General features: G+C 59.9%; 16 protein-coding genes. 8 read left to right on the forward strand and 8 right to left on the reverse strand.

Annotated elements, in window-relative coordinates; translation table 11 throughout:
- Window positions 1–301 precede the first annotated feature (301 nt).
- The 4 genes from ftsY (at window position 302) to rpoH (ending at window position 4,471) form a co-directional block, all read left to right on the forward strand.
- Entirely contained in the window at window positions 302–1,816 is a 1,515-nt protein-coding gene (gene ftsY / locus JFU47_RS19100; RefSeq protein ID WP_201184893.1) for a signal recognition particle-docking protein FtsY, read from the forward strand.
- Entirely contained in the window at window positions 1,813–2,484 is a 672-nt protein-coding gene (gene ftsE, locus JFU47_RS19105; protein WP_008152655.1) for a cell division ATP-binding protein FtsE, read from the forward strand. The genes ftsY and ftsE overlap by 4 nt, the downstream gene beginning before the upstream one ends.
- Window positions 2,481–3,503, forward strand: a complete 1,023-nt coding sequence (gene ftsX, locus JFU47_RS19110; protein WP_008152652.1) for a permease-like cell division protein FtsX — start codon at window positions 2,481–2,483, stop codon at window positions 3,501–3,503. Before ftsE ends, ftsX begins: the two co-directional genes overlap by 4 nt.
- 113 nt (window positions 3,504–3,616) lie before the next feature.
- The gene (gene rpoH / locus JFU47_RS19115) at window positions 3,617–4,471 is read left to right on the forward strand and encodes an RNA polymerase sigma factor RpoH (protein WP_007897890.1); all 855 of its coding nucleotides are present in this window, start codon (window positions 3,617–3,619) and stop codon (window positions 4,469–4,471) included.
- Window positions 4,472–4,654: 183 nt separating this feature from the next.
- Here the strand turns inward: rpoH and mtgA are convergent, their stop codons facing one another.
- The gene (gene mtgA, locus JFU47_RS19120) at window positions 4,655–5,377 is read right to left on the reverse strand and encodes a monofunctional biosynthetic peptidoglycan transglycosylase (RefSeq protein ID WP_201184895.1); all 723 of its coding nucleotides are present in this window, start codon (window positions 5,375–5,377) and stop codon (window positions 4,655–4,657) included.
- Window positions 5,378–5,451: 74 nt separating this feature from the next.
- On the opposite strand from mtgA, the gene JFU47_RS19125 reads away from it, so the two are divergent.
- The 4 genes from JFU47_RS19125 to trmB all read left to right on the forward strand — a co-directional run bounded on the left by JFU47_RS19125 (window position 5,452) and on the right by trmB (window position 7,704).
- Window positions 5,452–5,823, forward strand: coding sequence for a DUF423 domain-containing protein (locus tag JFU47_RS19125; RefSeq protein ID WP_201184897.1), 372 nt, complete (start codon window positions 5,452–5,454; stop codon window positions 5,821–5,823).
- A 90-nt stretch (window positions 5,824–5,913) separates the two neighbouring features.
- The gene (thiS, locus tag JFU47_RS19130; protein ID WP_007897898.1) at window positions 5,914–6,114 is read left to right on the forward strand and encodes a sulfur carrier protein ThiS; all 201 of its coding nucleotides are present in this window, start codon (window positions 5,914–5,916) and stop codon (window positions 6,112–6,114) included.
- A gap of 60 nt (window positions 6,115–6,174) precedes the next feature.
- Window positions 6,175–6,969: a thiazole synthase gene (locus JFU47_RS19135; protein ID WP_008068101.1), complete on the forward strand. Its 795-nt coding sequence runs from the start codon at window positions 6,175–6,177 to the stop codon at window positions 6,967–6,969.
- A 9-nt stretch (window positions 6,970–6,978) separates the two neighbouring features.
- A complete protein-coding gene (trmB, locus tag JFU47_RS19140; protein WP_140893705.1) occupies window positions 6,979–7,704 on the forward strand; it encodes a tRNA (guanosine(46)-N7)-methyltransferase TrmB in 726 nt (241 codons plus the stop codon).
- Between the two features lie 131 nt (window positions 7,705–7,835).
- On the opposite strand, the gene JFU47_RS19145 is transcribed toward trmB, so the two are convergent.
- The 7 genes from JFU47_RS19145 to JFU47_RS19175 all read right to left on the reverse strand — a co-directional run bounded on the left by JFU47_RS19145 (window position 7,836) and on the right by JFU47_RS19175 (window position 12,683).
- Window positions 7,836–8,159, reverse strand: coding sequence for a DUF3392 domain-containing protein (locus JFU47_RS19145; protein WP_033060485.1), 324 nt, complete (start codon window positions 8,157–8,159; stop codon window positions 7,836–7,838).
- A gap of 22 nt (window positions 8,160–8,181) precedes the next feature.
- Window positions 8,182–9,387 (reverse strand): radical SAM family heme chaperone HemW, encoded by a 1,206-nt coding sequence (gene hemW, locus JFU47_RS19150; protein WP_140675065.1) that lies wholly within the window; start codon window positions 9,385–9,387, stop codon window positions 8,182–8,184.
- Window positions 9,384–9,980, reverse strand: coding sequence for an RdgB/HAM1 family non-canonical purine NTP pyrophosphatase (gene rdgB, locus JFU47_RS19155; RefSeq protein WP_201184899.1), 597 nt, complete (start codon window positions 9,978–9,980; stop codon window positions 9,384–9,386). The genes hemW and rdgB overlap by 4 nt, the downstream gene beginning before the upstream one ends.
- A complete protein-coding gene (locus JFU47_RS19160) occupies window positions 9,977–10,411 on the reverse strand; it encodes a DUF4426 domain-containing protein (protein WP_140675059.1) in 435 nt (144 codons plus the stop codon). The genes rdgB and JFU47_RS19160 overlap by 4 nt, the downstream gene beginning before the upstream one ends.
- A gap of 26 nt (window positions 10,412–10,437) precedes the next feature.
- Entirely contained in the window at window positions 10,438–11,058 is a 621-nt protein-coding gene (gene metW / locus JFU47_RS19165) for a methionine biosynthesis protein MetW (protein ID WP_123368496.1), read from the reverse strand.
- A 7-nt stretch (window positions 11,059–11,065) separates the two neighbouring features.
- Window positions 11,066–12,205: a homoserine O-succinyltransferase MetX gene (metX, locus tag JFU47_RS19170; RefSeq protein WP_201184902.1), complete on the reverse strand. Its 1,140-nt coding sequence runs from the start codon at window positions 12,203–12,205 to the stop codon at window positions 11,066–11,068.
- A 187-nt stretch (window positions 12,206–12,392) separates the two neighbouring features.
- A complete protein-coding gene (locus tag JFU47_RS19175; RefSeq protein ID WP_201184903.1) occupies window positions 12,393–12,683 on the reverse strand; it encodes a DUF167 family protein in 291 nt (96 codons plus the stop codon).
- Between the last annotated feature and the right edge of the window lie 3 nt (window positions 12,684–12,686).

Raw genomic sequence — 12,686 nt, forward strand, 5'->3', positions numbered from 1 at the left:
GCGGGCGAGAGGGTGCTAGGATACTGATCCGTTTTACTGGCGGCCACGCCTATCAGGCCTTTGATCGGTCAGCAGGTTGTTTGGGTTTACGGCTAAAGCTTTGAGTTTGTCAGCTAAACTCTGCGTTTTCGCCGACGATGCCGTTCCAGTCCTTCGTATTAGTCGACCTTTGAGGTGCTGTTTGCACCTCGACAAAATGTTGCGCGTGAACAAGCTGGGTCAATCGCAGTCTGTTCTGCATCGAATATTTATTTGCCGAGGCGCCCTTTGGCGCGTCGCTACCGTGAGATAGCCGTCCTCCATGTTTGGTTCCAACGACGACAAGAAAGCCCCAGCTGCGGCTGGTGAGAAGAAAAGCCTGTTCGGATGGCTGCGCAAAAAGCCGCAGGAACCCGTCGTCGAACAGCCACAGCCACTTTCTGAGCCCACGCCTGCGCCGGTAATAGAAGAAGAGCTTGCGCCGATTGTCTTGCCGATCGCCGAGCGGGTGCTGCAACCGGTCACCGAGCCTGAGCCTGATGTTGTCGCCGAAGTCGTGGCCCAGGTGCCGCTCACGCCCGTTGCCGAGCCATGGCTGACGTTGCCCGTGGCGGAAGAGCCGGTGGCATTGGTCGAAGACGAGCTGGCGCCCCACGTAACGCCGCCGATTCCGGCACCGACTGCATTTGCTCCTGAGCCCGTTCAGCCAGCAGTGGTTGAGCCAGTTGTCGTGCCAGTTGTGGTAGCCGAGCCTGAGCCGGTTGTTCCAGAGCCTGTGGTGCCCGCATTCGTTGCCCCGGTTGCCCCGGTTGTTCAAGCGCCGGCACCGGTCGTCGCTCCCGTTGCCGCCGCCCCCGTCGTTCCCGTCGAAGCGCCTGCCGAGCCTGCGCGTACCGAAGAAACCAAAGCCGGTTTCTTCGCCCGCCTGAAACAGGGCTTGTCCAAGACCAGCGCCAGCATCGGCGAAGGCATGGCCAGCCTGTTCCTAGGCAAGAAGATCATCGATGACGAGCTGCTCGAAGACATCGAAACCCGCCTGCTGACCGCCGACGTTGGCGTCGAGGCGACGTCGGTGATCATTAAGCATCTGACCCAGAAGGTCGCCCGTAAAGAATTGGCCGATGCCGATGCGCTGTACAAATCCCTGCAAGCGGAACTGGCGGCCATGCTCAAGCCCGTCGAGCAACCGCTGAAAATCACCTCGCAGACCAAGCCGTTCGTCATCCTGGTCGTCGGCGTCAATGGTGCCGGCAAGACCACCACCATCGGTAAGCTGGCGAAGAAGCTGCAGCTCGAAGGCAAGAAAGTCATGCTCGCGGCCGGCGATACTTTCCGCGCCGCCGCCGTCGAACAATTGCAGGTCTGGGGCGAGCGCAACAAGATCCCGGTCATCGCCCAGCACACCGGCGCGGACTCGGCTTCGGTTATCTTCGATGCCGTGCAAGCGGCCAAGGCCCGTGGCATCGACGTATTGATCGCCGACACCGCCGGTCGCCTGCACACCAAAGACAATTTGATGGAAGAGCTGAAGAAGGTTCGCCGGGTTATCAGCAAACTCGATGCCGACGCGCCTCACGAGGTGCTGTTGGTGCTCGATGCCGGTACGGGGCAGAACGCAATCAGCCAGGCCAAACAATTCAACCAGACCGTCGAACTGACCGGCCTGGCGCTGACCAAGCTCGATGGCACCGCCAAAGGCGGGGTGATTTTCGCCCTCGCCAAGCAGTTTGGCTTGCCGATTCGCTACATCGGCGTCGGTGAAGGCATCGATGATTTGCGTACTTTTGAAGCAGAACCCTTTGTCCAGGCATTGTTTGCCGAGCGGGAGCGTTCATGATTCGTTTCGAACAGGTCGGTAAGCGCTACCCGAACGGTCACGTCGGCTTGCATGAGCTGAGCTTTCGAGTCCGTCGGGGCGAGTTTTTGTTTGTGACCGGCCACTCTGGTGCCGGTAAAAGCACCTTGTTGCGCCTGCTGCTGGCGATGGAGCGTCCGACCACCGGCAAATTGCTGCTGGCCGGGCAAGACCTGAGCACCATCAGCAACGCACAGATTCCTTACCTGCGACGCCAGATCGGCGTGGTGTTCCAGAATCACCAGCTGCTGTTCGATCGCACGGTGTTCAACAACATCGCGCTGCCCTTGCAGATCCTGGGGCTGTCCAAGGCCGAGATCGCCAAGCGTGTGGATTCGGCGCTGGAGCGCGTGGCGCTGTCGGACAAGACCGACTTGTACCCTGGCGACCTGTCCACCGGTCAGCAACAGCGCGTCGGCATCGCCCGCGCCATCGTTCATCGCCCGGCCTTGCTGCTGGCGGACGAACCGACCGGTAACCTCGATCCACGTCTGGCGGCAGAAATCATGGGCGTGTTCGAAGACATCAACCGTTTGGGCACCAGCGTGCTGATTGCCAGTCACGACCTGGCACTGATCGCCCGCATGCGCCACCGCATGCTGACCCTGCAACGCGGCCGATTGATCGGTGACGGGGAGGCCGGCGTATGAGTGCGACACGCAGCCCCAAGGTTTCCGAGCGCGTGGCCCCGAAGGCCGCCGATCAGCAACCGCAGAAGAAAAAACGCGACGATGATGACGGCCCGGATTTCGCCACACTGTTTCGTGCCTGGGTCGAGAGTCATCGCGCCAGCCTGCTCGATAGCTTGCGTCGTTTGGGCAAGCAGCCCATCGGTAGCTTCTTCACCTGCATGGTGATGGCGGTTGCCCTGAGTTTGCCGATGGGCCTGTCACTTTTGCTAAGTAACGTCGAGCGTCTCGGCGGTTCCTGGCAGCGTGCGGCGCAGATTTCCCTGTACCTGCAAATCGAGGCCAGCCCTGCTGAAGGCGAGTCGTTGCGCGAGCAGATCAAAGGCATGCCTGGCGTAGCTGATGCGGAATATGTCGGCCGCGATCAGGCGCTGGAAGAGTTCCAGCAGCAATCAGGTCTGGGCGAGGCGCTCAAGGAACTGCCGGAAAACCCGCTGCCGGGCGTGGTTTTGGTGACGCCGAACGAGGTCGATAAGCCAGCCCTTGAAGCATTACGACAAAAACTTTCCGAGTTGCCCAAGGTACAACAGGCGCAACTTGATCTAGTCTGGGTCGAGCGTCTGGCAGCCATCCTCAAGCTGGGTGACCGTTTTGTCTTCGGTCTGACCGTGCTTCTGGTTTCTGCATTACTTTTGGTGATAGGCAATACCATTCGTCTTCATATTGAAAACCGCCGCACAGAGATAGAAGTGATTAAACTCGTCGGCGGCACTGACAGCTATGTGCGCAGGCCCTTTCTGTACATGGGTGCGCTTTATGGCTTCGGTGCGGGGATTCTTTCCTGGGGCGTATTGGCGTTCGGCCTTGATTGGCTGAATGACGCAGTGGTTGGGCTGGCCGGTTTGTACGGCAGTGATTTCGCGCTGGCCGGAGTGCCAGTTGCCGACGGTCTGTCTCTCTTGCTTGGCGCGGTGCTGTTGGGGTATATCGGTGCATGGATTGCAGTCGCACGCCACCTGAGGGAGCTTGCGCCTAAGTAATATCATTTTGCTCGTATTGACCTTTCAGCGTTTATGGGAACTTGTCTTTCGGTTTCCGGTCAATTTTCGCAGTGCTGAACTGCACGAGTTATGTAAGTCGGAGGTTTTTTCGTATGACCAATTCTTTGCAACCTGCATATGCTCTGGTCCCGGGTGCAAACCTGGAGGCCTATGTGCACACGGTGAACAGCATTCCATTGCTGACGCCGGAGCAGGAGCGCGAACTGGCCGAGAGTCTCTATTATGAGCAGGATTTGGGGGCGGCTCGGCAGATGGTGCTCGCTCACCTGCGTTTTGTTGTACATATCGCCCGTAGCTATTCCGGCTACGGTCTGGCTCAGGCTGACCTGATCCAGGAAGGCAACGTCGGCCTGATGAAGGCTGTGAAGCGCTTCAACCCGGAAATGGGTGTGCGTCTGGTTTCGTTCGCTGTGCACTGGATCAAGGCGGAAATCCACGAGTTCATCCTGCGCAACTGGCGCATTGTGAAAGTCGCGACCACCAAGGCCCAGCGCAAGCTGTTCTTCAACCTGCGCAGCCAGAAGAAGCGTCTGGCGTGGCTGAACAACGAGGAAGTTCACCGTGTGGCGGAAAGCCTCGGTGTAGAGCCTCGGGAAGTGCGTGAGATGGAAAGTCGCCTGACCGGCCATGACATGGCCTTCGACCCGGCCGCGGAAGCGGACGACGACAGTGCTTTCCAATCGCCGGCCAACTATCTGGAAGACCACCGGTACGACCCGGCCCGTCAGCTGGAAGATGCCGACTGGAGCGACAACTCCAATCACAACCTGCACGAAGCGCTTGAAGTGCTGGACGACCGCAGCCGTGACATCCTCTACCAGCGCTGGCTGGCAGAAGAAAAAGCCACGCTGCATGACCTGGCGCAGAAGTACAACGTGTCGGCCGAGCGTATTCGTCAGCTCGAGAAGAGCGCGATGAACAAGCTCAAGCTGTCGATCGCCGCCTAACCGCAGCTCAGGCATAAAAAAACGCCCCGATCATTGATCGGGGCGTTTTTGTTTGTGTCCGTTTTTTCGTCTGGCGCCGGCCCCTGTGGGAACGAGCCTGCTCGCGAAGGCGTCAGGTCAGTCGATATGAATATGAATGATCAATCGCTTTCGCGAGCAAGCCCACACAGGGGATTTGCAGTGTTATTGAGCCCAAGGCGCGCGGCGTGAATCATTGATCCCTACAAGGTAGCTATCGCCACCGAGCTGACTCATCTGCTGTCGAATCCATCCCGCCCGCCGTGCGACATAGCTGGTTGGATGACTGGCACTCCACACCCGCGGGTTAGGTAGCACCGCCGCCAGCAAACTGGCCTGCTGCCGGGACAGCGAACGAGCGCCGACGCCAAAGTGATGCCTGGCTGCTGCTTCAGCGCCAAACACACCGTCATCCCACTCAACGCTGTTGAGGTAAACCTCAAGAATTCGCTGCTTGGGCCAGAACACTTCGATCAGCCCGGTAAACCAGGCTTCCAGGCCTTTGCGCAGCCAGCTGCGGCCGGACCACAGAAACAGATTCTTCGAGACCTGCTGGCTCAGGGTGCTGGCGCCGCGAACCGTTCCGCCGAGTTCGTTGTGGGCCAGTGCGGCCTGGATCGCGCCAAAGTCAAAGCCCCAATGCTCCGGGAATTTCTGATCTTCGCCGGCAATCACTGCGACTTTCAGGTCATCGGAAATTTCATCCCAGGGTTTCCAGGTGCGTTGCAGGTCGATGGGCTCGCCGTCGAACCAGGATTCGACCTTGCGCTCGACCATCAACGCGGTTCCCGGTGGCGGTACCACGCGAAAGATCAGCACCAGCAATACGCTGCCACCCGCGAACCAGAGCAGGGCCTTCATGAATCGTCGTAAAAATAAACGCAGCATAGAGATGGCTTGGCCGAACCCGTTGAGCGGGCCATTATACAGACCCTGTGGATCGAGTCTGACTGGAGTTCTTCATGCTGCGTGGCTTTCTGATGCTGGCCGCTTTTTTCGGCTTCACCGGCGTTGCCCTTGGCGCGTTTGCCGCCCATGGTTTGAAAAGCCGCCTGACCCCCGAGTACCTGACGATTTTCCACACCGGCGTGACCTACCAATTGGTGCACACCTTAGCGTTGCTGGGCGTTGCACTGTTGGCCACGCAGATTCCCGGGCGCCTGATCACCTGGGCGGGTGCATCGTTTGTCATTGGCATACTGTTGTTTTCCGGCAGTCTGTACCTGTTGACCGTGACCGGCGTCAGCAAGCTAGGGATCATCACCCCCTTCGGCGGGCTGGCATTTCTGGTCGGCTGGTTGTGCCTGGGGCTTGCCGCCTGGCGGTTGAGCTGACCGAGCAGTCCATTTCATGACGAATGGCTTGGGTCGCCAAGACTGATCGGGCTAGAATGCCAGCCCCTAAAAATGATGGCGGCATTCGGTATGCGCATTCAGTTGAACGGCGAATCCCTTGAACTGCCCGACGGTGAAACCGTTGCGGCACTGCTGACCCGTCTGGAACTGACCGGGCGCCGGGTGGCGGTCGAACTCAATCTGGATATCGTCCCGCGCAGCCAGCACGCAGAAACCACGCTAAACGACGGCGATTCCGTCGAAGTGGTTCACGCTATCGGCGGCGGCTAGTCGCCCGGCCCTTAAGGGCACAGAATTCTGCAAGAACCTCACCCCAACAGAGGATTTCCCATGAGCATCGTTCGTAGCGACAAGCCCTTCGTCCTGGCCGGTCGTACTTACCAGTCACGTTTGCTGGTAGGCACCGGCAAGTACCGCGACATGGAAGAAACCCGCCTGGCCATCGAAGCCTCGGGTGCCGAGATCGTCACCTTCGCCGTGCGCCGCACCAACCTCGGCCAGAACCCGGGCGAACCGAACCTGCTCGAAGTCCTGTCGCCGGATCGCTACACCTTCCTGCCTAACACCGCCGGTTGCTTCGACGCTACCGAGGCTGTGCGCACCTGCCGCCTGGCCCGTGAGCTGCTTGGTGGCCACAACCTGGTGAAGCTGGAAGTGTTGGCGGACCAGAAAACCCTGTTCCCTAACGTGATCGAAACCCTCAAGGCCGCCGAAGTGCTGGTCAAGGAAGGCTTCGACGTGATGGTTTACACCAGCGATGACCCGATCATCGCCCGTCAATTGGCGGAAATCGGCGTTATCGCGGTGATGCCGCTGGCTGGTCTGATCGGCACGGGCCTGGGGATCTGCAACCCGTACAACCTGCAGATCATCCTCGAAGAAGCCAAGATTCCTGTGCTGGTGGATGCCGGTGTCGGTACCGCTTCCGACGCTACCATCGCCATGGAACTGGGTTGCGAAGCGGTGCTGATGAACTCGGCCATCGCCCATGCCCAGCAGCCGATCATGATGGCTGAAGCCATGAAACACGCCATCGTTGCAGGTCGCTTGGCCTACCTCGCCGGCCGCATGCCGAAAAAACTCTATGCCAGCGCCTCCTCGCCGCTGGATGGTCTGATCAAGTAAGAGCCATTGATGACTGAATCAAACGACACGCCTATCCAGCCGGAAGAAGGCGACGAGCGCCAACACCGTCGCATCAAGAGTTTCGTGATGCGCGCCGGGCGCATGACCGAAGGCCAGCAACGCGGTCTGGAACAGGGCACGCCGCTGTTCGTGCTGCCGCTGGCCGACGCGCCGGTGGACTTCGATCAGGTGTTTGGTCGCTCGGCGCCGCGCTCGCTGGAAATCGGTTTTGGCATGGGCCATTCGCTGCTGGAAATGGCCGCGGCCTCGCCAGAGCAGGATTTCATCGGCGTTGAAGTGCACCGTCCGGGTGTTGGCGCGCTGCTCAATGGCGTGCTCACTCAGGGCCTGACCAACCTGCGGGTCTACGATTGCGACGCGATCGAAGTGCTCAACCGCTGTGTGGCCGACAACAGCCTCGATCGCCTGATGCTGTTTTTCCCGGACCCGTGGCACAAGAGTCGCCACCACAAGCGTCGCATCGTTCAGGCGTCGTTCGCTGAACTGGTGCGCAGCAAGTTGAAGGTCGGCGGAGTGCTGCACATGGCCACCGACTGGGAACCGTACGCCGAGTACATGCTGGAAGTGATGAACGTTGCGCCGGGTTATCGCAACCTGGCCGAAGACGGCAAATGCGTCCCGCGCCCGGCCGAGCGCCCGATCACCAAGTTCGAACGCCGCGGCGAACGTCTTGGGCATGGCGTGTGGGATTTGAAGTTCGAAAAACAGTCCTAAACCCTACGCACTACCAACTGTGGGAGCGAGCCTGCTCGCGAAAGCGGTCTGACATTCAACGATGATGTTGAATGTTATGACGCCTTCGCGAGCAGGCTCGCTCCCACAGTTGTTTTCGGTTGTAGCTGAAGTCAGCGGCGGTCTGCGACGACGCCGATCAACACCAGCACCACCAACAACACCGGCGCCAGGCTGTAGTTGTTGAACTGGCTCAGGCCTTTGATGATCCACGGCGTGGCGTAGATCAGCGCGACGCCGCTGCCGACCATGCACAACAGGGCCATCAGCGGGACGCGCAAGGCGCCGGCGATGCTGCCCAGACGTGCGTCGACCCAGCCTTTGATATCCGCGCCAAACAACACCAGCAGACAACCCACCAGTGCCAGAGCGATTTCAGACAGGTTGCTACGGCTCCAGCGGGACGCGGTGGCGAGCAGGTCGAGTATCAAATCCATTCGTTTTCCCTTAAGGCTGAAATCAGCTCAAAAATGTCTGCAGCAAGTCATTGAGGAAGAGTTGTCCGCGCTCGGTGGCCGCCAGACGTGACGGTTCGACCTGCAACAAGCCACTTTGTTCGGCTTCGTGACGGACTTCGGCGAGGCTTTCCAGGCTCAGCCCGGTGCGCTCCGGATACAGTCGCGATTCCACGCCCTCGGTCAGGCGCAAGGCGTTCATCAGAAACTCGAACGGCAGTTCTTCATTGGTCAGGGCTTTTTCCCCGGCCTTGAAGCTTTTGGCCGGGTTGAGGTAGTCCTTCGGCAAGCGGGTCTTCCAGGTACGAACGATGCGCCCGTCCGGGTGGCTGAGCTTGCCGTGAGCCCCGGCGCCGATGCCGATGAAGTCGCCGAAACTCCAGTAATTGAGATTATGCCGCGCCGGACGGCCGGGTTGGGCATACGCCGAGACTTCGTATTGCGCGTAACCGTGCTCGGCCAACAGCGCCTGGCCGGCCTCCTGAATGTCCCACAGCGTGTCGTCTTCCGGCAGCGTCGGCGGCTGGTTCCAGAACACCGTGTTGGGTTCCAGGGTCAGTTGATACCAGGACAAGTGGGTCGGCTTCAGGGCAATGGCCTGACGCAGGTCGCTCAGGGCGTCGTCCAGGGACTGATCGGGCAAACCGTGCATCAGGTCCAGATTGAAGTTGTCGAACCCGGCCTGACGGGCCATGCCGGCGGCACGTACCGCTTCGTCACCGTTGTGAATCCGCCCCAACGCCTTGAGTTTCTCTTCCTGAAAGCTCTGGATGCCGATCGACAGGCGATTGATGCCCAGCGCGCGGTAGGCGACGAACTTCTCTTGTTCGAACGTCCCGGGATTAGCTTCCAGCGTGATTTCGATGTCGCTGGCAAACGGAATGCGCTGCTCGACGCCTTTGAGCAAACGGCCCAGGGCTTCAGCGCTGAACAGGCTCGGCGTGCCGCCGCCAAAGAAGATCGAACTCAGCTCACGACCATAGACCGCATGCAGGTCCTGATCGAGGTCGGCCAGCAACGCGTCCACATATTCTTCTTCCGGCAGCACCGGGCTGGCGGTGTGGGAATTGAAGTCGCAATAAGGGCATTTGCGCACACACCACGGGATGTGGATGTACAACGCCAGGGGCGGCAGCACGGGTAGCGCGGCCCGAGGCGATTGGGCGGCACCGCCGAAGATCAGCGGCGACGCGGATGAGTCGTGGATCATTTCAGGCCCAGACGCTGGCGCAGCAGATCCATTGCACGGGCGCGGTGGCTGATGAGGTTCTTGTCGCTCGGGCTCAACTCGGCGCTGGAGCAATCGCGCTCCGGCACCCAGAACAGCGGATCGTAACCAAAACCGTGTTCGCCGCTGGCTGCTGGCAGGATTCGTCCGTGCCACAGGCCTTCACAGATAATCGGCAACGGATCATCGGCGTGACGCACCAGCGCCAGCACACAGACGAACTGTGCACCGCGCTCGGCTTGCGGCACGTCCTTCAATACGTCGAGCAGTTTGGCGTTGTTCGCCGCATCGCCCTGACCATCGGCGTAACGAGCCGAGTAGATACCCGGCGCACCGCCGAGGAAATCCACTGCCAACCCCGAATCGTCTGCCAGTGCTGGCAGGCCGGAGATGCGCGCGGCATTGCGGGCCTTGACGATGGCGTTTTCGACGAACGAGAGGCCGGTTTCTTCAGGTTCGACGCTGCTGAACTCGCCGATCGAGCGCAGTTGCACCGATTCGCCGAGCATGGCCTGAAGTTCCTTGAGTTTGCCGGCGTTGTGGCTGGCCAGTACGAGTTGCGTGAAGTTGATCATTCGCCGGGGAAGAGCTCTTGGTTGAAATTGATGGTGTTGATTTTATCGCCGTTCTTCACGTTGATCTGGAAGGTACGGGTTTCCTGCTGGTCGACCGGATATTGCGCGATGTAGTAGATAGCGCCCTGTTCGGTGATCTGTTTGAAATTCAACGAGACGCTTTGGCTGGTGAGGTCTTTGACCGTACCGTTGACTTCAGCGGTCAGAGGCTTGCCATCCTTGAGCACGGAGACGTTGATCACACCCTGGTTCTTGCTTCGCGTCAGCCCGGCCGCTTTGGCGATGTCGGGTGTCAGGAAAGTGGAGTTGAAGGTGTTGTAGTGCACCGTCACGTCGCCAAAAGTTTCCTGACGCTCGCCTTTGATGACGTCGGCGGCCATGGCGGTGACGCTCAGGCAGGCAGTAAGTACAAACAGCGCTAGACGACCCATGTTCATTCTCCTCGAAGTGTCGTGACTCAGACCGCGACCTTGTGGTCTTGCAGCCCGGGGCTGCTGACGCGGTAAATACCGATTTCACCTAATAGATTAGGCCATAGCTTACTGGCCCACCCGTGACGGTGCTGTTGATCCACGGCAAGCCGATCAATGACCTTGGCTTCACGTTCGCGACACAACGCTTCAAAGTCTTCGAAGGTGCAGAAGTGGATGTTCGGTGTGTTGTACCAGGTGTACGGCAGAAAATCGGACACCGGCATCCGGCCCTTGCTCGCCAGGTACCAGCGGCAGCGCCAGTGACCGAAGTTGGGGAAGGTGATGATGCACTGGCGGCCGACGCGCAGCATTTCGTCGAGGATTCTGTCCGGGTAGTGCACGGCTTGCAGCGCCTGGGTCATGACCACGACGTCGAAGCTGTTGCTGGCAAAGTTGCCCAGGCCCTTGTCCAGGTCCTGCTCGATGACGTTGATGCCCTTGGCCACGCACTCGGCGATGTTGTCCGGGTCGTTTTCCAGGCCATAGCCGGTGACTTGCTTGTTGTCGCGCAGCCAGGTCAGCAATTCGCCATCGCCGCAGCCGAGGTCGAGTACGCGGCTACCGGCGGGAATCCATTCCTGGATGATTTCCAGATCAGCTCTCATGGCTTTCTCACAACGTAATTCGGTTCATGTAGTTGCTGAACGCCTGCAGGTAGCGCGGGATCGGAATCAGGAAGGCGTCGTGGCCTTGCGGAGCGTCAATCTCGAGGTAGCAGACGTCTTTCTTGGCCGCCATCAGCGCGTCCACCAGTTCCCGCGAGCGGGCAGGGGAGAAGCGCCAGTCGGTGGTGAAAGACATCACGCAGAACTTGGCCTGGGCATTGGCGAAGGTTTTCGCCAGGTCATCGTCGAAATTCGCTGCCGGGTCGAAGTAATCCAGCGCCTTGGTCATCAGCAGGTACGTGTTGGCGTCGAAGCGTCCGGAGAACTCTTCGCCCTGATAACGCAAATAGCTTTCGACCTGGAATTCGACGCTGTGGAAGTCGTAGTTGAGCTTTTCGCTCTTGAGGCCACGACCGAATTTCTCGCCCATAGAGTCGTCGGACAGGTAGGTGATGTGCCCGACCATCCGCGCCAGCATCAAGCCACGCTTGGGGATCACGCCCGCTTCCTGGAACGAACCGCCGTGGAACTCGGGGTCAGTGAGGATCGCCTGGCGCGCGACTTCGTTGAACGCGATGTTCTGCGCCGACAGCTTGGGGGCCGAGGCGATGGCCAGGCAGTGGCGAATGCGATCGGGGTAGGTGATGCTCCACTGCATCGCCTGCATGCCACCGAGACTGCCGCCAATCACGGCGGCCCATTGGCTGATGCCGAGCAGGTCTGCCAGGCGTGCCTGGCTGTGCACCCAGTCTTCCACGGTCAACACCGGGAAGTCGGCGCCAAACGGCTTGCCGGTTTCCGGATTGATGCTGCTCGGGCCGGTGGAGCCGTTGCAGCCGCCGAGGTTGTTCAGGCTGACCACGAAGAATTTGTTGGTGTCGATTGGCTTGCCGGGGCCGATGCAGCTATCCCACCAACCGGGTTTGCGGTCGTTGGGGCTGTGGAAGCCGGCAGCGTGATGATGACCGGACAAGGCGTGGCAGATCAGCACGGCGTTGCTCGCCGCGGCATTCAGCGTGCCGTAGGTTTCGTAGATCAGGTCATAAGCTGGGAGCGAACGGCCGCAGGCCAGGGCCAGGGGTTCGCTGAAGTGCGCCACTTGCGGCGTCACCAGACCAACAGAATCGGGGGGGAAGGCAGCTGGCATCGACCCTGCTCTCGTTGAAATGAGGCGTAAGTCTAAAGACCGCTGCCCCTAGCAGCAAGCTAACTTCCCCGCCGCTAACGATCGTTCCCACGCTCTGCGTGGGAATGCCTCAATGGACGCTCTGCGTCCGCTTCGGTTGGGACGCGGAGCGTCCCGGGCTGCATTCCTTTGCTGCGCGTGGGAACGATCACGGTGGGGTGAGATCCGGCAAATCCGGCAGCTTCTTCGGCGAACAGATCCGCACCCGTTTCTGCCGGTTCAACTCCCCGCTAATCAAACTCACCTGGCTCTTGGAAACCCCAAACGCCTTGGCCAGAAACGCCATCAAATACGCATTGGCCTTGCCTTCAACCGGCGGCGCCGTCAGGCGAATCTTCAATCGATCCCCATGCAGCCCGCAGAAATCATCGCTGCGGGCCGCCGGTTGCAGGTGACATTCCAGAATCAGGTCGTCACCGTCCCAGCGAAAGTAGCTCACCGG

Source organism: Pseudomonas sp. TH39(2020) (genome assembly GCF_016650715.1).
Taxonomy (GTDB): domain Bacteria; phylum Pseudomonadota; class Gammaproteobacteria; order Pseudomonadales; family Pseudomonadaceae; genus Aquipseudomonas; species Aquipseudomonas mandelii_C.